Here is a 17,410-nt window from a genome sequence, read left to right on the forward strand (position 1 = left end):
TTTGCATACAAACGAACAGAGGATTTCCATGGAAACCGCTATTAAAGTCGCTTTTGCCACCACCGACATGGTGTATGTCAATCAGCATTTCGGTTCCGCCAAATCGTTTGCCGTTTATGCGGTCGATCCAGAACAGTCGGAGTTAATGGAAGCTGCTCAGTTTGGCGAGTTGGCCCAGGACGGCAACGAAGACAAACTGTCCGTGAAGATTCAATTGCTGGAAGGCTGTGCGGCGGTTTACTGCCTGGCCATCGGCGCATCGGCGGTTAAACAAATCGTCGCGCAAGGTATTCAGCCGATCAAAGTCCAAGAAGGCGCCACGATAAAAGATTTGATCTCGGATTTACAGGCAGAGATGAAAGCCGGTCCATCCAGCTGGCTGGCGAAAGCCATCAACCAACACAAAGGGCCGAGTCCTGAGCGGTTTAATGCGATGGAAGAGGAAGGTTGGGATGAATAGATTGGGTGGGGAGAGCGAGATGAAATGGTTTTAATACTCCTCACCCCAACCCTCCCCAGCAGGAGAGGGGTAGCTCGTAAATAGTTAAAAGAGTTGGCGCGTCGGAATGGTTTTGCCCCGTATGCCGCGCCGAGCACCGGAGCTTTTGAACGGAACAGCCCGTTAGGGGCGACGCATGGATGCGGCGCGTTGCCGAAGGGGCAGGAAGCCCCTTTCGGTAACCCCGTTCGAAAGTGAGGAGCGCAGGGAAGAAGCGGCATCCGGGTGTCTTTTCTTTTGGATACTTTTCTTTGGACAAGCAAAGAAAAGTATCTCGCCTGTCGGTGCGAGAACCGACATTAAAACAGTCGTCGCGTTAGCGACACTCAATGAATACTTTTCAGTTAGGCCACAAACCTAACCAAACAAAAAACCAAAGGAGAACCACCATGGCCCAACCAGCATTAGTCGTCGAAGCCGGCGACCCCTTCATGACCTCGGATATCGTTGTCGAGATGGTCAAACAACTGCGCGCACTCGATACTTACGATACCTACGAAGGGTGGTCGGAAGAAAAAATCATTGATCCTTTGGTGATGACCAAAGAACGCAAACGCGAGATTCCGATTATCGGCGATCCCGATGAAATCACCTTGGCCCGCGTTAAAGCCTATTACAACTCCATCGCCTCGCTGATCGAGAAGAAAGGCGGCTTGATGGCCGTGCCGGTGATCAACATCACCCACGAAGGTTTCGGCCGGGCCTTGGTATTGGTCGGCAAATTGATCGTGGTGGATAAAGTATTGCGCGACGTGCATCGCTTCGGATTCCCTAGCCTGGAAGATCTGGCGTCTAAAACCGATGCGACGATCGAAAAAGCGCTGGGCTTGATCGAAACCTATAGAGAAGTAGCCGAAGCTTGAGGTGAGTGATGAGCGACGAAGAACTCAAAAAACTGGAAAAAGACGTCAAGAAAGCCAAACGTATCGCAAGCGAGGCGGCATCCGTGCTGCACGATTTGATCGAAGATAGGCTACCCGACGCCTATGGCGAATTGATGGGCATCGCGCAGGCGACTTACGACGCTTGCAAAGCCTGGGACGAGGCCAATAAGAAATTCTTGGCTGCCAGTAGCGAATCGGCTTAGGAGGCGATTATGAGCGAATTTGTAACCGGCGTGACCTACGGCGGCACAGTCTGGACACCATCGTACGTTACCGATATCAATCAGCGTACCTGTATCGGCTGCGGCCGTTGCTTCAAGGTTTGTCCGCGCGATGTCTTCGATCTGGTGGAAAAGGACGACGTATTGGAGGCCGAGGATTTTGGCGACGACTACGGCGACTTTGAGGACGATGACAACAGTATGGTAATGAGCCTGAAAAACGCTGCAGATTGTATCGGTTGCGAAGCGTGTTCCAAGGTTTGTCCTAAGGATTGTTTTACGCATCAGCATAAGGCTGCGGCTTGATCTTTAGCTTTTAAGTTGCGTAGGGTGGGCACGGTTTTTGTGCCTACGCGGATTTTAAACAATGTGTCGCTGGCACGACGGCCGAGATACTTTCTTTTGCTTGGCCAAAAGAAAGTATCCAAAGAAAAGGCCACCCCGATGCCGCTTTGATCCTGCGCGCCGTAGCGTTTCTTGAGGGTCAGCAGAAGGGGCTTCCCAGCCTCTCTGCCGACGCACCGCATCCCTGCGGTGCCCCTTCGGGCTATTCTCGATAAACGCTGCGGTGCTCGGCGCGGCATAGGGGATGGGGCTTGTCCCGGAATTACTAGGTTGTCCGAATAAATTCGGGATCGAGCCGCCGCCAGCTGAAGAAGCTTCACAATGTTTTGTAAAAGCGTTTTTTTAGATTTCTGGTGCTAAATGTATATCTAGGAGCAGAATGTAGAACGGTTGTCTCCCGTATGCCGCGCCGAGCACCGGAGCTTTTGAACGGGTTAGCCCGCAGGGGCGCCGCAGGGATGCGGCGCGTTGCCGAAGGGGCAGGAAGCCCCTTTCGGCAACCCCGTTCAAAAGCGAGGAACACAGGGGATAAGCGGCATTCGGGCCGCCTTTTCTTTGGATACTTTCTTTTGGTGGAGCAAAAGAAAGTATCTCGGTCGTCGGTCCGAGAACCGACATCAAAGAATTCGTCGCGATAGCGACACCTTATTTTTAAGTTAAACCATAAGGAATCCCACTATGCCTCGTCCCGATAAACACGTATTCGTCTGCACTCAAGCCCGTCCGCAAGGACATCCGCGCGGCTCCTGTACCGCCAGCGGCTGTGCCGAAGTGATGAACGAGTTCATGAACCAAATTCAAGCTCGCAATCTGTTCGAGAAAATCGGTTTAACCAATACCGGTTGCATGGGGCCTTGCATGCTCGGACCCAGCGTGCTGGTCTATCCCGAAGGCGTCATGTACGGCAAAGTTACCAAAGCAGATGTAACAACTATTATCGATCAACATCTGTTGGGCGGTACGCCGGTCGCCGCTTTGGTAGCGCCCGCCGAGGTTTGGTAAACCATGAGTCAGGTTGGCTTTTTTGAAGAGCGGGTTTTATTCAGTCCGGATGTGCCGGAAGAGGTAAATAGACTGTTGCAGATGGCGGTGGTTGCCAGCCACGCCGACAAACCCTTGGCGGAAAAGTATTTCAGACAGGCGCAATCCTTGGATAGTACATGTCTGCAAACCTATTTTGCCTTGTATAAGTTCTATTTTTACCAAGGCCGCCTGCTGGAAGCCGAGTGCGAAGTGATGGCCGCGCTGACCGAGGCCGCTCGTCAGGGCGGTTTTCCGGCCGATTATCGGCAATTGGGCCGGGAGTTGGAACAATGGGATATGTATGTCAGCGACATCGCCTTGTTTTACCTGTATAGCTTAAAAGCCCTGGCATTTATCAAGTTGCGGCGGCAATTGGACGCGGAAGCGCAATCGATTCTGGTACTGATGCGGGCGCTCGATCCGGAAGATCGTTCAGGCGCATCGGTGATCATGGATCTGGCCGACGCGGTGATGGAGGATGCCGCATGACCGCCAACAGCATCAGCGAACATGTCGAGGCCAAACGGGTTTTCGGTAGGGCCGTGTGTCAACGTATCTCCGAGAATATCGCCCGTTTGGGCTTTTCGGTGCAAACCCAGTTGAGTTTGCCGGATTTTGATAGCGCCGAATTCAGTCTGGTGACCGATCCGTTTACCCAAACGCAGGATTTGGTAGGTTACTGGTATAGCGCCGGTAAGCAGCGCATTGGCCAGATCAAATTTCATGGCGACGGCAGTTTTTATGCCGAATACGACGTTGTGCAGCCGCACCCAAGCAAAAAGCAATGGTTCGTCGAAGCAATCAATGCCTGGGGGCAGCAAGACAACATTAAAACCGAAGCAAAATTGCTAGACATCCCGCAATAAGGGGGGGCAATGGCTAATCCAAAACGTTTGTACGAATTGCTGCTGGATTATTGCAGCAGCGATGCCGTGGTGGACAACCTGATGATAGGTTTGGTGTGGACCCTTTGCCAATGCAAGGGTAAGGCTACCGCCGGCTTGGCGATGAGTCCGGGGCAGAGCACGCGGACCTTGCCGTGGTCCGGTACCCTGGGCGGTAAGCCGGTCACCGATCTGGCGGCCTGGATCACCGAATGGGAACCCTACAAGGCTACCGTGGCGATGGCCGCGATCAATAGCTGCATCAACGCTCGTCCCTTGCCGGAATCGGTAGTGCTGGACAGCCACGACGAGCACGCCAATCTGGCGGTATTCGAATATTTTTTGCCGCAATTGCAAAGCAAAAATGTGGTGGTGATCGGCCGTTATCCGGGCATCGAGCGCTATCAGGACAAGATGCATTTAACCATTCTGGAACGGCAGCCGTCCGCCGCCGATTTGCCGGATTCCGCGTGCGAGTTTTTGTTGCCGCAAGCCGACTGGGTGTTTCTGACCGCCAGCAGCATTCCGAATAAAACTTTTCCGCGCTTGGTGGAACTGTCCAGCCATGCCAAAACCGTGTTGATGGGGCCTACCGTACCCTGGCTGCCGCAGTTGCACGAGTTTGGCATCGATTATTTGGCCGGCGTGGAAATCGTCGATCAGGACGCTTTGTATCACACTGCAGCCCAAGGCGGCGGCGTGCGGATCTTTAACAACGGCTTACGTTATCGGGTGGCGGAATTGGCGCCGCAAAGCAGTATCAGCTGGTTGAAACAGCAAATCGCCGATTGCTTTGCCGAACGCACCCAACTTACCGAAGCAATGGAACAATGGTATCGCGACGGCAATAAGGCGCGCTTTCCGCATTACTCCTTGCTGGATCAGATCAACAGCCGGCTGTCGCGCCTGGATAGCAGTTTTAAATCGCTGTGGGACAACTATGCCGCTGGGTAGTGCATGAATATTGCAGTGCCGGAAGTATTTGCCAGCCATAGATTGTTGTTGATGTACAAAGGCGATATCAGCGCCCTAACCATGTTTGCGCAACAGGCCGCCGGTAGCGTGTGCTTTCCGCAATCCTTGCCGCCGCTGTCCGTCGCCTTCGATGAAGGCGCGGCGGTAACCGAAGGGAAAATCACCGTTCACCCGGCAACGTTGATCAACGCCATCAATCGAATGCTAGGTTTCGATAACGATTTGCTGCACGCCGAAGCCGGTTATCAGGAATACGTCGATACCCCGAAAGGCGTCGTCACCGTCTACATGGCGCGCTTCAAACTGCTGGATCCGCCGCATCGCTTGATGCAGCGCTTGGGCTGCCAGATGCGCACTTTGCCGGAATTACGCGGCCGGCCGCCAGCCGAAATGGAGTTGCTGCGCCGGGCTTACACAAAAATGATGGAGGGCTGACATGTTCGATATTATGGATTTTGGCATCGGTGAATTCACGGGCGATAGCGGCTCGGATTCGCCTGCGCCCAGCGGTCCGTATATCCCGGAAGCCAGCGAATGCATGCGCTGCGGCATGTGCGTCAGCAGTTGCCCAACCTTCCGTTTATTCGAAACCGACGCGGAAACCCCGCGGCAACGGATCCGCACCATCAGTAAAGTATTGGTAGAGGATGTGCCGATCAGCGCGGAAGAGCGCGGCCATCTGGATAACTGCCTGCAATGCCGGGCTTGCGAAACCGCCTGCCCCAGCCGGATGAGTTACGGCGCGCTGTTCGATCAGGCCAGAATGAAACTGCGGCAAACCGCTGCGCGGCCCTGGTTAGCCAAACTGGCTATGTATTTAATCGAACATAAACGCCGGAGGCGCATGTTGTTGCCCTTGCTGTCCTTGTATTTACGCTCGGGTTTGCGAAAACCGCTGCGAGCCAGCGGCTTGCTGCGCAAATTAAAATTGGCTACCGCCGAAAGTTTGCTTAACGAGCCGGCCTTGGGCAGTTTGGCCGGGATTTATCCGGTCGGCAGACGCCAGCGTCAGCGCGGGCGGGTGGCCTTGTTTACCGGTTGTCTGGCCGAGCATTTCGACCGCGCCACTCAGCGCGCCGCGATCAAACTGCTCAATACCATAGGCTACGAAGTCGTGGTGCCGGAAGGCCAAGGCTGTTGCGGGGCGATTCACCAGCACAACGGCTGTTCCGCGCAAGCTTTAATAGATAAAAATATCGAAGCGTTTTACCAGCTGGAAGTGGAAGCGGTGGTCTATGTCGCCAGCGGTTGCGGCGCCATGCTGACTGAATACCAAGGCGACGATAGCGAAACCGCCGGTTGGTTCGGCCGCAGCTTGCAAGACATCAACGAATTTTTATTGGCGCATTGGCCGGATACGCTGGAGCCGGCGGCGTCCAACTTAAACGTGGCGGTACACGAGCCTTGCAGCCAGCGCAATGTGTTGAAAAACGGCCGTGCCGTTCACGAACTGCTGCGGAAAATCCCCGGTTTGAATATCGAAGCCTTGCCGGACAATCAACTCTGCTGCGGCGCCGGCGGCAGTTACATGCTGAGTCATCCTGAAAATGCGCAGCCACTGCGCAACGCCAAGCGCCAAGCCATCGAAGGCTCCGGTGCGGACGTGGTGGTCAGCAGCAATTTCAGCTGCGCGTTTTACCTCAATGCCGACCGCGCCGAGACCGCCCGGAAACTGGTGCATCCGATACGCTTGTTGGCGGATAGGGTGTAGTTTAGTCCTTGGTCAAACGTTACATGCAATGGCCAGGTTAGAACCCTTATTGCCAAATAAGCTGTCATGACAAAAGGTGCGATTAGCTTATGTAATCGTACCCTTCGAAGCCAACATTCCTCCGGCTAAGCTATCGCTAATCGGCGCGGACTGTCCCGGCCTTTTGTGTTTGGAGCAATTGTTTTTTAATTAGCAAGCTGACATTGCTTTCTCGAAGCCGACGCATAGCGGCGGGCCCAGCTTCACTGTCGCTCTGCAACCGACCTCGCCCGTGAATGATATTGGATGGACGCAGAATCGCTAAGCATCCAAGATCGAGCATAATGTAGGAATGATTTAGCTTGGAAGCCGAACGACCGAGAAAATTTCTTGAACGATTCAGTCCCGAGCTTGGATGACCGAGAAAATTTCTTGAACGATCCAGTTCAGAGCTCGGACGACCGAGAAAATTTCTTGAACGATTCAGCCCCGAGCTCGGACGACCGAGAAAATTTCTTGAACGATTCAGCTCCGAGCTCGAACGGCCGAGATAATTTCTTGAACGATTCAGTTCAGAGCTCGAACGGCCGAGAAAATTTCTTGAACGATTCAGCTCCGAGCTCGGACGGCCGAGATAGTTTCTTGAATGATTCAGCTCCGAGCTCGAACGACCGAGATAATTTCTTGAATGATTCAGTTCATAGCTCGAATGATCGAGTAATTTTCTAGAATCATCTAGTTCGAAACTCGAGTAATTTAGAAATTCTCTTGAACAATCAGGCTCAGAACGACATTGGCCGAGCTTTTTTCTCCATTGTTCTCTCTCGGAGCTGAATCATCGAGGCTCGACACTTAAATGATCGAGCCTGAATAGGTATACCGCTGTTTTGCCAGCAGAATGGTGGATAAAATTGTCCGACCAACGATTAAGATTGGGTTTTAACTGGGGGGCGGAAAATTAAGTATTAATCGAGAACTAATTGTTAAGATTGCTCTAGGGGCGAATGATCAACACCGACCCATTTTTGTCACTCGAGCTTCTCTAAAGCGGTCAGTCGGCCAAAGCCAGGTTCTGAACACTGGCGAACTACAAACCAGCCGTTGGCGACCTCAACCAAGTAGCCAGAAGCAAACATCTGATCTAAAGGATAGCGTTCAATCAAATAGCCAAAATTGATTGACGAAACTATGCCGACCTAGTCTGCCAACAGTGCTAATCTGCATATAAACTCGATATTGGGGTTGCAGATCATGGCCACAGAAAACAATTCAGACTCGGTAAGGGATAGATTAATCCGCGCAGCCCTTGAATGCTTCCTTGCTGATGAATACCACAAAGTTTCTACTCGGCTGGTAGCAGAAAAGGCAAACACAAACATCTCGATGATCCGTTATTACTTCGGAAATAAGCAGGGACTCTATGAGGAGATGATCCGGGAGACCCTTAATCCGATGTTGTCCGTTCTTGATGGTCCCATGCTTGCCTCGGTGACTGGCTTCAAAGATTTTCTTCGTTTGTATTACGACACGATGACTGCAAAGCCTGAGTTCCCCAAACTTATTCTCAAAATAATTGCGCTAAACCACGGCCCCGGTCGCCGATTTATCCAGCAACTTCTGGAACGTGGGCGTACCAAAGGTACACGCAGGGTATCCGATTTGAAAGATCAGGGGCAAATTTCTTCTACCGTGGACCCCGACATCCTCCGACTCGCATTCGTCAGTTTGGCAATGACGCCCATCCTCTTGAAGGATATTTTTGAGGAACAAATGGGACGGCCTATGGATACCGCATTTTTGGACAGTTTGGCGGAATTTAACGGCCATCTGTTTTTAGCTGGGTTAGCGCCTGGCAACTCCCAAGAGCCAAGAGATCAATAGATGACGCTGCAAATGAACACGAGTGCCGTACGCCGCTTTTCGATGATCATGAAATTTGGCTCATGGCTGCAAAACATCCCTAACAAGCTAACGCCGCCTCCGTTTTGGCTCATGCAAATCGGTTCTGCCTTTTGGCAGTCACGCGCACTGTATGTGGCAGCCCAACTCGATATTGCATCTGTCATTGCTGATGGCGAATTGAGCTCAGGCTTAATTGCGTCAAAGGTATCGGCCAATCCCGATGCCGTATTCCGTTTACTTCGAATGCTTCAGGCTATGGGGATTTTTGAAGAAACGGCGCCAAGTGTTTTTAAGAACAATAAGGTTTCAGTCTATCTTCGCAAAAACCATCCAAACACTGTGCGAGCGATGATTCTGATGCACAATTCGGAAGCCATGAGCCGTCCCTGGTTCGAGAAGTTGGAACAGGGAGTAAGGGAAGGCACCTCACCATTTCAGTTAACCCATGACGAAGAATTATTCGATTTCATGGACAACCATCGCGAGTTCGATCAACTATTCTCTGAAGCCATGGACAGCGTCGAAGCACTCACTGGCGATAGTTTTGCGACAGACTTTGATTGGAGTCAATTTGACAGAATCATTGATGTCGGAGGCTCACGAGGCGCCAAGTCACTCACGATTCTAAAGCGGTACCCGCATCTGACCGCTGTGGTCGTTGATCGTCCACAGGTAATTGCTGAGGCAAGGCAGTACTGGGAAGCAAACCCGTCTGCAGATGTTGAGCGAATTCGCTTTCAAGGAGGTGATCTGCTCAGGTCAGTACCTGCAGCTGAAGGCCCCAAAGACATCTATCTGCTCTCGGCTGTATTGCATGGTTTCGATTACGAAAGCAGCCTCAAGGCTCTCCGTAATCTGGCTCAAGCCATCGGCACCAAGGGGGCCAGAATAGCCCTGATGGAAATCATCTTGCCTGAAATCGGGACTGACCTTGCAGGAGCATCTTTAGATATGCAAATGTTCATGGGCTGCAGAGGTCGGGAACGAACCCTGAAAGAATGGACCTCGTTGATAAATGCTGCGGGACTAAAACTCGAAGAGGTCGTCGGGCTCCAGTCGTTTGGCAGTATTCTTGTCGTAAAGGCAAGTTAACTGTTATATCCGGTATGATTAAACAAGTTGGTAACACTGTCATTCAATTTAAGCACCAATCACCATCACCGGAAAGCTGCCATTGAATTCTGATACCTGAAAGCAGCCGTTCGTCACTGAGCCAAACCGACCCGTTGCCGTCTATCGCCTAACATGCTTCAATGGCGGCAATTGGATCATTACCAGACATAAACAACTGACACCGATGATATGCAAAAAGGAAACTGAAATGCTGATCAATAAATTATCGTGTCAAAGATCATTTCTTGGCAGATATAGGGAGGACTATATAATTCCTTATTCTGGTTTCAATGTGCCAAGGGTTGATTAGCGGTAATGAATGTTGAAAATTCAATCGAAACTCATTACAGAAAGCTTGCTGATAGCCTTCTTAATGAATACGAAGATCTATATGAGTCAATCAGTAACGAAAAGCTAAGGATTTTGTTTTCTACGCTTCATGCGAGAGTTATTAATCTATTTGATTCAATGAATCACAGACTGCCGACAGCAGATAACTCCAATCATTTCTGGGCGGATCCAAGTCGAGAGCTAGCTCAAACTATTGAAATTATCGAAGCTTTAGAGCGGTCTCTAAAAAAATCTGAATTTGCTTTTGCTATAGATGAATACTACAGAGAAAAGCTATCTTTTTGCAAAACGTTCTTAAGCAAAAGTGGTGGAAGCGCAATACCTCCGAATACAGAAAAAATGGAACTGTACTACACAATTCCCATATTCTATCTACAGAACTCAATTGTTATTGAGAATCAAAAGAACATTTCTGATTTGAAGTTGATCGGAGAGGGATCGTATGCTCAAGTTTTTAAGTATGTTGATAAGTTTTATATTAAAACGTTTGCTTTGAAGCGCGCAAGAAAAGATCTAACCTCAAAAGAGCTAGAAAGATTTAGGCGTGAATATGAACAAATGAGAGGTTTAAGTTCCCCATACGTTCTTGAGGTGTTTGGTTACAATGAATCAAATAAAGAATATGTAATGGAGTTTATGGATGCATCCTTGGATAAGTATATTTCAAAAAATAATGCAAATTTATCCTTTCAGGAAAGATTTAAGTTAGGCATCCAAATTATTAGAGGCTTCTCATATATACACTCTAAAAACATTCTGCATCGAGATATATGTCCAAAGAATATTCTTATTAAAAAATATGATGATGTAGTTGTTGTGAAAATAGCGGACTTCGGTCTAGTGAAAGTTGTAGATAGCGATTTAACTTCAGTAAACACTACATTTAAGGGTTACTTTAATGATCCAAACCTGGTAGTCGAAGGATTTGATAAGTACGATGTCCTACATGAGACTTATGCTCTCACTCGCATTCTATATTACGTACTAACCGGAAAAACTAGCACCGACAAAGTATCTACAAATCTGAGCACCTTTATCGAAAATGGTCTTAACAGTGATAAGAGGCTCAGGTTTAAGGACATTGATGAATTGCGTCAAGCGTTTCAAAATATCAAGCCGAGTTGATTGGCGTTTATTAAGCTGTATTAGTTCAGACTTAACCTGACAGTTACCGGTTTTGCGAGGTGCCTGTCAGATTAGATTTGGTTCAGATTTTTCTGAGCCCAAATCCGTTTTCCATCCAGCAAAGTATCCATTGGCGTTCTGCCATTGCACATCTTGCCCTGATGAGTTCGGTCATTGTTGTAATAAACCAGCCATTCGTCCAGGTCTTTTTGTAATTCGGCTAGCTCGCTGTAGAGCTTTTTGCGGAAGGTGACCTGATAGAACTCCTGCAAGATGGTCTTATGGAAGCGTTCACAAATCCCGTTGGTTTGCGGCGACATGGCCTTGGTTTTGGTATGGTCGATGTCGTTAATCGCCAGGTACAGCTGATAGTCATGCTGCTCGACCTTGCCACAATATTCGGTGCCACGATCCGTCAGAATACGTAGCACGGGCAATTCATTCGCTTCATAGAACGGCAACACTTTGTCATTCAGAATGTCAGCGGCGGTGATCGGCGTTTTGGTTGTATACAACTTGCAGTGCGCGACTTTGCTGTAGGTGTCCACGTAAGTCTGCTGGTAAATTCGTCCCACACCTTTGAGGTTGCCAACGTAGAAGGTATCTTGCGAGCCGAGGTAACCCGGATGAGCAGTTTCGATTTCGCCGCAAGCTTCGTCATCGTGCTGTTTCTTTTCCAGCGCCGCAATCTGCGCATCGCTCAGAATCAGTCCTTCGATGGCTACTTGGGTTTCCAGCGCCTTGAGACGCTTTTTAAAATTTTCAAGATCATGCCGTAACCAGATGGAGCGAACGCCGCTGCCGGAAACGAATACACCTTGTTTACGCAACTCGTTACTGGTTCGGTGCTGACCATGCGCCGGAAACTCGACTGCATACGCTTTCACCGCGATTTCAATGCTTTCGTCCACGCGATTCTTGAGATTCGGTGATCTGCGATTTTTATCGATTAAGGCATCGATACCGCCTTCGGCCACCAGTTCCTGATAGCGATAAAACGTATCACGTGATACGCCCATCACCTTGCAGGCTCTGGACACATTATTCAGCTCTTGAGCCAAATTTAACAGCCCTGCTTTGTGTTTAATGATCGGATTGTTAGTATGCAACATGGGAGTTACCTTTTGTGTTTTGAGTAAGGATTCGACACCCCTATCAAAACCGGTAACTCTCATCTTTTCAAGTCGATGTGTCAGATTAAGTTGAGACTAATACAATTAAGCTATGAACCATAACAAGGTGGTTCAGTGGAGCCAATTACGCTCTGCATTATTTATGGTATCACTTCGCTCTTTTACCATAAGCAATGCTTCGCTACACCGGCCCACTAACCACAGCGTTATACATCCAGGTAGCAGGAGATATAGATGACTCACAGACCATTTTTGCAAGGCGAACCGACAACCTTCGACAAGGTCTTTCCTTCCGTAAAATCGCTTACTCTAACTGGGAAGGAGCAGGGAGATTTTCGAAATATTATGTCCATACCTATTGAACATCGTTCGCACCTTTATTACACAGCATCTAATTTGCCCGCAAAGATTTCGTGCTCTAATCCAAGGTGCCAACAAGGAGGGTACGAACTGCAATGGATAATCGATGGCCTTGTTAGAAATCGAGATACTCACTATGAAAATACCTTTCATTGCAATGGGCACGAAGGATCTCCGAAGGGTCGCAAAAAAGGTGATCCTTGCTGCAATTACATAGAAGTTACTATTGAGCTTGCATACAAAACTGAAACCGGAGCCTAACCATCCGGTCAACTTGACCACCAAAAGCTACCCTCATTGTTGAATGGCTGCTCCGTAACTACCCTCTGTCGCTGAGCCAACAAGCGCGATAGTCAGCTTTTGGCCCAGACTGTGTCAAAACGCCAGCTTTGGTATAATTTGGCTCAGGGTTTATTGATTGGAGTTAGCCGATGAATCGATTCATTAAAGGTGAATGTCGCACTCAAATTACCTTGCTACCTGAAAGTCTGGATGACTATGTGGTGGAGACCAATCCCGTCCGTGTCGTTGATGTCTTTGTGGATGAGTTGGATCTTAAGCCACTCGGTTTCGAAGGTGTTCAACCCGCTATTACCGGCAGACCCGCCTATCACCCTGCGGTTTTACTGAAGATTTATATCTACGGTTACCTTAATCGCATCCAATCCAGCCGTCGTTTGGAGAAAGAAACGCAGCGTAATATCGAGTTGATGTGGTTAACCGGACGCTTGATGCCGGATTTCAAAACCATCGCCACTTTCCGCAAAGAGAACGGTAAAGCCATCCGTAACGTCTGCCGCCAATTTGTCATGCTCTGTCAGCAGCTGGGTTTATTTTCAGAAGCTCTGGTGGCCATAGACGGCAGCAAGTTCAAAGCCGTTAATAACCGCGATCGCAACTTCACCAGCGCCAAATTGCAACGGCGTATGGAAGAAATCGAATCCAGTATCAATCGATATTTGACTGAACTGGATAGCGCCGATCGGCAAGAACCCGCCGTGGCAGAGGCAAAAACCGAGCGTTTGCAAGATAAAATTGCTGCCCTAAAAGCGCAGATGAAAGCCCTGAAAGACGTTGAAGTTCAGCTCAACCAAACACCCGACAAACAGATTTCCCTGACTGATCCCGATGCCCGTTCCATGAAAACGCGGGGTACTGGCATCGTGGGTTATAACGCTCAGACCGCTGTTGACACTAAGCATCATCTGATTGTGGCGCACGAGGTGATCAATGAGGGTGTGGACCGCAGCCAGCTTTCCAACATGGCGAAAAAAGCCCGCAGTGCCATGGCGGTTGACGCTTTAACCGTCATTGCCGATCGCGGTTATTTCAAAGGCGAAGAAATCCTCGCCTGCCACGAAGCCGGCATTACCGCGATTGTGCCTAAGACCGTGACATCAATCGCCACAGCCGATGGCCGTTTTGGCAAAGCTGATTTCATTTTTGATAGCAAGAAAAACGAATACCGCTGTCCGGCTGGGGAGGCTTTGATTTGGCGCTTTTCCACTATTGAGAAAGGCTTGAAATTACATTGTTACTGGAGTTCGGCCTGTCAAAACTGTGCGCTCAAGGAGCAATGTACGCCCAGCCCCCAACGGCGCGTCAAGCGTTGGGAGCATGAGGACATTCTTGACGCCATGCAAACTCGCTTGGACTTGGCACCTGACAGCATGAGAATTCGCCGACAAACTGTCGAACATCCTTTCGGCACGCTCAAAGCCTGGATGGGGGCTACTCACTTTCTGATGAAAACCTTGGCGCACGTTCGTACCGAAATGAGCTTGCATGTGCTGGCCTATAATTTGAAGCGAGTGATCAATATCATAGGTCTTACAGCGCTGATTGACGGTATAAAAGCCAAGATGGCATTGTGTCGTCCTAATGAATCAACCATAGCCGGTTAGTGGCTATTTCAGAGTACGGTTGTGTAAAGCCCATCTGTCAACAAGGCTTTCCAGGGTTCCATTTTGGAAATGGTAAATTCTTGTTTGTCTCGAGCGAAGCTCTCTCCTACATTCCACGGCAGCTTTAGAACCCCACTAAATGCCTTATCCATGCTCGAACAATCTCAATTTGTGCGTTTTTACACGGTCTGGGCCGAACGCAGCCTGCTATCGTCTGACCAACTCGCTGCATCCCTTCTGAAACGCCCATTCTTGGATACCAATAACACCTTCCTCAAATTGCCCCTCATCCAAAGTTAAGCCGTTCCTAATACGATCTTAATTAAACCCTCAGGCTTTCTCTCATCTTGACTCTGTAATCTACAAACCCAAGCGAATAGGGAATATCAACCCGTTTGCATCAGGTTGGGTTTCCAGGGACGGCGACCCTTGTCATTGGGATAAGACGCTATAGGGGTTACACACATGCCACTCGGTTTGGGAAATATTTTCAACGGGCTTTTCAAGCAGTATGGACACACGGTGATTCTGTTGCTGCGCGTCATCGACGTCGCCATGTTGTTTGCTGCCGCTTGGGTGACTCACTATTTCTGGTTACGTGAATACGTCGTCGATCAAGATTACCGGATCGTCATCGCACTAGGTATCCTGGGCGCCATTATCTTCTTCGAAATCGGGCAGGTGTATCGGCCCTGGCGTAACGATGCGATGCGCGGCGAGATTGCCCGTATCGTCAGAGGCTGGATCTCGGCGTTAGTGGCGGTGGTGTCCATCGTCGCGTTAATCAGGTTGCATTTTTGGTTCGGTTCCAGTTACCGCTGGATTGCGTCCTGGGGTGTGCTGGGTTTGGTGTTCGTGTTGGCGGCGCGCGGCGTGTTGTCGCAAGTGCTGCGTTTCTTGCGGGCTCGCGGCTGGTCGCAGGGCCGTATCGTCATGGTCGGCTTGAATCAAATGGCGGTTGCGGTGGCACGGCAGTTGAATCATTCCTCTTGGGCCGGGCTGCAAGTGGTCGGTTATGTAGACGATAGAGGCGATGATAGAAATTCGATCAGCGATTTCGCGCTGCCGCGTCTCGGTAAACTGGAAGATCTGCCGGGCATCATCGCTGCTCAAGCCATCGATGAAGTCTGGGTAGCCTATCAAGGCGAATCCTTGACCGAGCGTGCGCAATATCAGCTGCGTCATCTGCCGGTCAGCATTCGGCTGGTGATCGATTGTTTTGCCTTCAAGCAAAGTAAATTCCTTAGCTTGAACACCGTGGCCGGTATTCCCACGTTGGATTTCTCGGTGTCGCCGCTGCACGGTATCAATCGCTACATTAAGGAAGTGGAAGACCGCTTGCTGGCTTTGATTTTATTACTGCTGATCAGCCCCTTGATGTTGTTTCTGGCACTGGGTGTGAAACTGAGTTCGCGCGGTCCGGTGTTTTATCGGCAGGAGCGGGTAGGTTGGAATAATCGTTCGTTCACGATGCTGAAGTTCCGTTCCATGCCGGTCGATGCCGAAGCCAAAACCGGCGCGGTTTGGGCCAAACCCGGCGAAAATCGCGCCACGCCGTTCGGTGCCTTCCTGCGCAAAACCAGCCTGGACGAACTGCCGCAATTGATCAATGTGTTGCGTGGCGATATGTCGCTGGTCGGCCCACGTCCGGAGCGTCCCGACTTTGTCGAAGTGTTTAAGGATCAAGTGCCTAACTACATGAAAAAACACATGGTGAAAGCCGGCATCACAGGCTGGGCGCAAGTCAACGGCTGGCGCGGCGACACCGATTTGAACCGCCGCATCGAACACGATTTGTATTACATCCAGCATTGGTCGCTGTGGTTCGATCTGGAGATCGCCTTCCGCACCGTACTGACCGGATTTATCAATAAAAACGCCTACTAAGGACACGCTTACATGTTTAGATTGATTCCCATCATGCTGATTTTAACCTTGCCCGGTTGTTTCCTGGCGCCGGGCATGGATATGAATAACGATAACGGCATGACCGAAATCGAACTGCCAAGCAACCGAGACGGGCAGTTGGTGAAAGAGAAAGTCCGCATCGTGCCGATTACCGCCGATCTGATCATCGAGCGGGAGAGCAATCGCCGGCATGCCATTAACAGCCTGCCACCGGTGGACCCTAACAAAACCAGCTACCGCATCGGTCCGCAGGACAGATTGCAGATTACGGTCTGGGAGCATCCGGAACTAAACGATCCCGGCGGCGAGAAAATCATGCCGGAACTGGCCGGGAAAGTGGTCGACGAAAACGGCGACCTGTATTACCCCTATGTCGGCAGCATGCACGTGGCCGGTAAGACGGTCAGCGAGGCCCGCGCCGACTTGACCCGCGAGCTGTCCAAATACTTCAAAAAGGTCAAACTCGATATCCGGGTGTTGTCCTTCCAGGCGCACCGAGTAGCGGTGGTGGGTGAAGTGGTGCGGCCCGGCGTGCAAACCATGAACGAAACACCTTTAACCGTCGCGGAAGCCATCACCCGCGCCGGCGGTTCTACCAAAGACTCCGATTTTGCCAATGTGGCGCTGGCCCGCGACGGCAAGCTCTACAAACTGGATGTGCAGTCTATGTACGAAAAAGGCCTGACCACCCAGAACCTGCTGTTGAAAGACGGCGACGTGCTGAATGTCGGCGATCAAAAAGATAGCAAGGTGTTTGTGATGGGCGAGGCCAATCGCCAGCAAGCCATCCAGATTAACAAAGGCCGCATGAGTCTGTCGCAAGCCTTGGCCGAAGCCTCCGGGGTTGATTTCAATACCTCACGGCCCGGCGATATTTACGTGATTCGCGCCGGAGACATGCATCCCGAGATTTTCCAACTGGATGCCGAATCGCCCGACGCGATGATTCTGGCCGATCAGTTTCCGCTACAAGCCCACGACACGCTGTTCATCGGTACCGCCGGTGTCACGCAATGGTCGCGGGTGCTGAACCAGATTTTACCTGGCTCGTTTACCGCAATCATGTCGCAAGCCGCGATGATGGGGATGTAAC

Annotated in this window: 17 protein-coding genes; 16 read left to right on the forward strand and 1 reads right to left on the reverse strand. The window is 50.4% G+C overall.

Features of this window, described 5'->3' with window-relative positions:
• Window positions 1-28 precede the first annotated feature (28 nt).
• The 13 genes from nifX to ACH50O_RS00430 all read left to right on the forward strand — a co-directional run bounded on the left by nifX (window position 29) and on the right by ACH50O_RS00430 (window position 11,012).
• Window positions 29-460 carry a nitrogen fixation protein NifX gene (nifX, locus tag ACH50O_RS00370; protein WP_082769255.1) on the forward strand — a complete coding sequence of 144 codons (432 nt, stop codon included), beginning with the start codon at window positions 29-31 and terminating at the stop codon, window positions 458-460.
• A gap of 428 nt (window positions 461-888) precedes the next feature.
• Window positions 889-1,362, forward strand: a complete 474-nt coding sequence (locus ACH50O_RS00375) for a NifX-associated nitrogen fixation protein (RefSeq protein WP_446810092.1) — start codon at window positions 889-891, stop codon at window positions 1,360-1,362.
• Between the two features lie 8 nt (window positions 1,363-1,370).
• Window positions 1,371-1,586 (forward strand): CCE_0567 family metalloprotein, encoded by a 216-nt coding sequence (locus ACH50O_RS00380; protein WP_446810093.1) that lies wholly within the window; start codon window positions 1,371-1,373, stop codon window positions 1,584-1,586.
• A gap of 9 nt (window positions 1,587-1,595) precedes the next feature.
• Entirely contained in the window at window positions 1,596-1,910 is a 315-nt protein-coding gene (gene fdxB / locus ACH50O_RS00385) for a ferredoxin III, nif-specific (protein ID WP_446810094.1), read from the forward strand.
• A gap of 717 nt (window positions 1,911-2,627) precedes the next feature.
• Complete coding sequence (locus ACH50O_RS00390; RefSeq protein WP_446810095.1) at window positions 2,628-2,951, forward strand: (2Fe-2S) ferredoxin domain-containing protein; 324 nt, start codon at window positions 2,628-2,630, stop codon at window positions 2,949-2,951.
• A 3-nt stretch (window positions 2,952-2,954) separates the two neighbouring features.
• A complete protein-coding gene (locus ACH50O_RS00395; RefSeq protein ID WP_446810096.1) occupies window positions 2,955-3,461 on the forward strand; it encodes a hypothetical protein in 507 nt (168 codons plus the stop codon).
• Window positions 3,458-3,838, forward strand: a complete 381-nt coding sequence (locus tag ACH50O_RS00400) for a hypothetical protein (RefSeq protein WP_446810097.1) — start codon at window positions 3,458-3,460, stop codon at window positions 3,836-3,838. The genes ACH50O_RS00395 and ACH50O_RS00400 overlap by 4 nt, the downstream gene beginning before the upstream one ends.
• 9 nt (window positions 3,839-3,847) lie before the next feature.
• Window positions 3,848-4,810 carry a Rossmann-like domain-containing protein gene (locus tag ACH50O_RS00405; protein ID WP_446810098.1) on the forward strand — a complete coding sequence of 321 codons (963 nt, stop codon included), beginning with the start codon at window positions 3,848-3,850 and terminating at the stop codon, window positions 4,808-4,810.
• Between the two features lie 3 nt (window positions 4,811-4,813).
• The gene (locus ACH50O_RS00410) at window positions 4,814-5,266 is read left to right on the forward strand and encodes a hypothetical protein (RefSeq protein ID WP_446810099.1); all 453 of its coding nucleotides are present in this window, start codon (window positions 4,814-4,816) and stop codon (window positions 5,264-5,266) included.
• 1 nt (window position 5,267) lies between these two features.
• Window positions 5,268-6,542 (forward strand): (Fe-S)-binding protein, encoded by a 1,275-nt coding sequence (locus tag ACH50O_RS00415; RefSeq protein ID WP_446810100.1) that lies wholly within the window; start codon window positions 5,268-5,270, stop codon window positions 6,540-6,542.
• Window positions 6,543-7,772: 1,230 nt separating this feature from the next.
• Window positions 7,773-8,402 carry a TetR/AcrR family transcriptional regulator gene (locus tag ACH50O_RS00420; RefSeq protein ID WP_446810101.1) on the forward strand — a complete coding sequence of 210 codons (630 nt, stop codon included), beginning with the start codon at window positions 7,773-7,775 and terminating at the stop codon, window positions 8,400-8,402.
• Window positions 8,403-9,515, forward strand: a complete 1,113-nt coding sequence (locus tag ACH50O_RS00425; RefSeq protein ID WP_446810102.1) for a methyltransferase — start codon at window positions 8,403-8,405, stop codon at window positions 9,513-9,515.
• A 336-nt stretch (window positions 9,516-9,851) separates the two neighbouring features.
• Window positions 9,852-11,012 carry a protein kinase family protein gene (locus ACH50O_RS00430; RefSeq protein WP_446810103.1) on the forward strand — a complete coding sequence of 387 codons (1,161 nt, stop codon included), beginning with the start codon at window positions 9,852-9,854 and terminating at the stop codon, window positions 11,010-11,012.
• 71 nt (window positions 11,013-11,083) lie between these two features.
• Here the strand turns inward: ACH50O_RS00430 and ACH50O_RS00435 are convergent, their stop codons facing one another.
• Entirely contained in the window at window positions 11,084-12,124 is a 1,041-nt protein-coding gene (locus ACH50O_RS00435) for an IS481 family transposase (protein WP_446810104.1), read from the reverse strand.
• 812 nt (window positions 12,125-12,936) lie between these two features.
• On the opposite strand from ACH50O_RS00435, the gene ACH50O_RS00440 reads away from it, so the two are divergent.
• The 3 genes from ACH50O_RS00440 (at window position 12,937) to ACH50O_RS00450 (ending at window position 17,409) form a co-directional block, all read left to right on the forward strand.
• A complete protein-coding gene (locus tag ACH50O_RS00440) occupies window positions 12,937-14,409 on the forward strand; it encodes an IS1182 family transposase (RefSeq protein ID WP_446808290.1) in 1,473 nt (490 codons plus the stop codon).
• A gap of 465 nt (window positions 14,410-14,874) precedes the next feature.
• Complete coding sequence (locus tag ACH50O_RS00445) at window positions 14,875-16,296, forward strand: undecaprenyl-phosphate glucose phosphotransferase (protein WP_446810105.1); 1,422 nt, start codon at window positions 14,875-14,877, stop codon at window positions 16,294-16,296.
• A gap of 12 nt (window positions 16,297-16,308) precedes the next feature.
• Complete coding sequence (locus ACH50O_RS00450) at window positions 16,309-17,409, forward strand: polysaccharide biosynthesis/export family protein (protein ID WP_446810106.1); 1,101 nt, start codon at window positions 16,309-16,311, stop codon at window positions 17,407-17,409.
• The last annotated feature ends 1 nt before the right edge of the window (window position 17,410 follow it).

The organism is Methylomonas sp. 2BW1-5-20, from assembly GCF_052474515.1.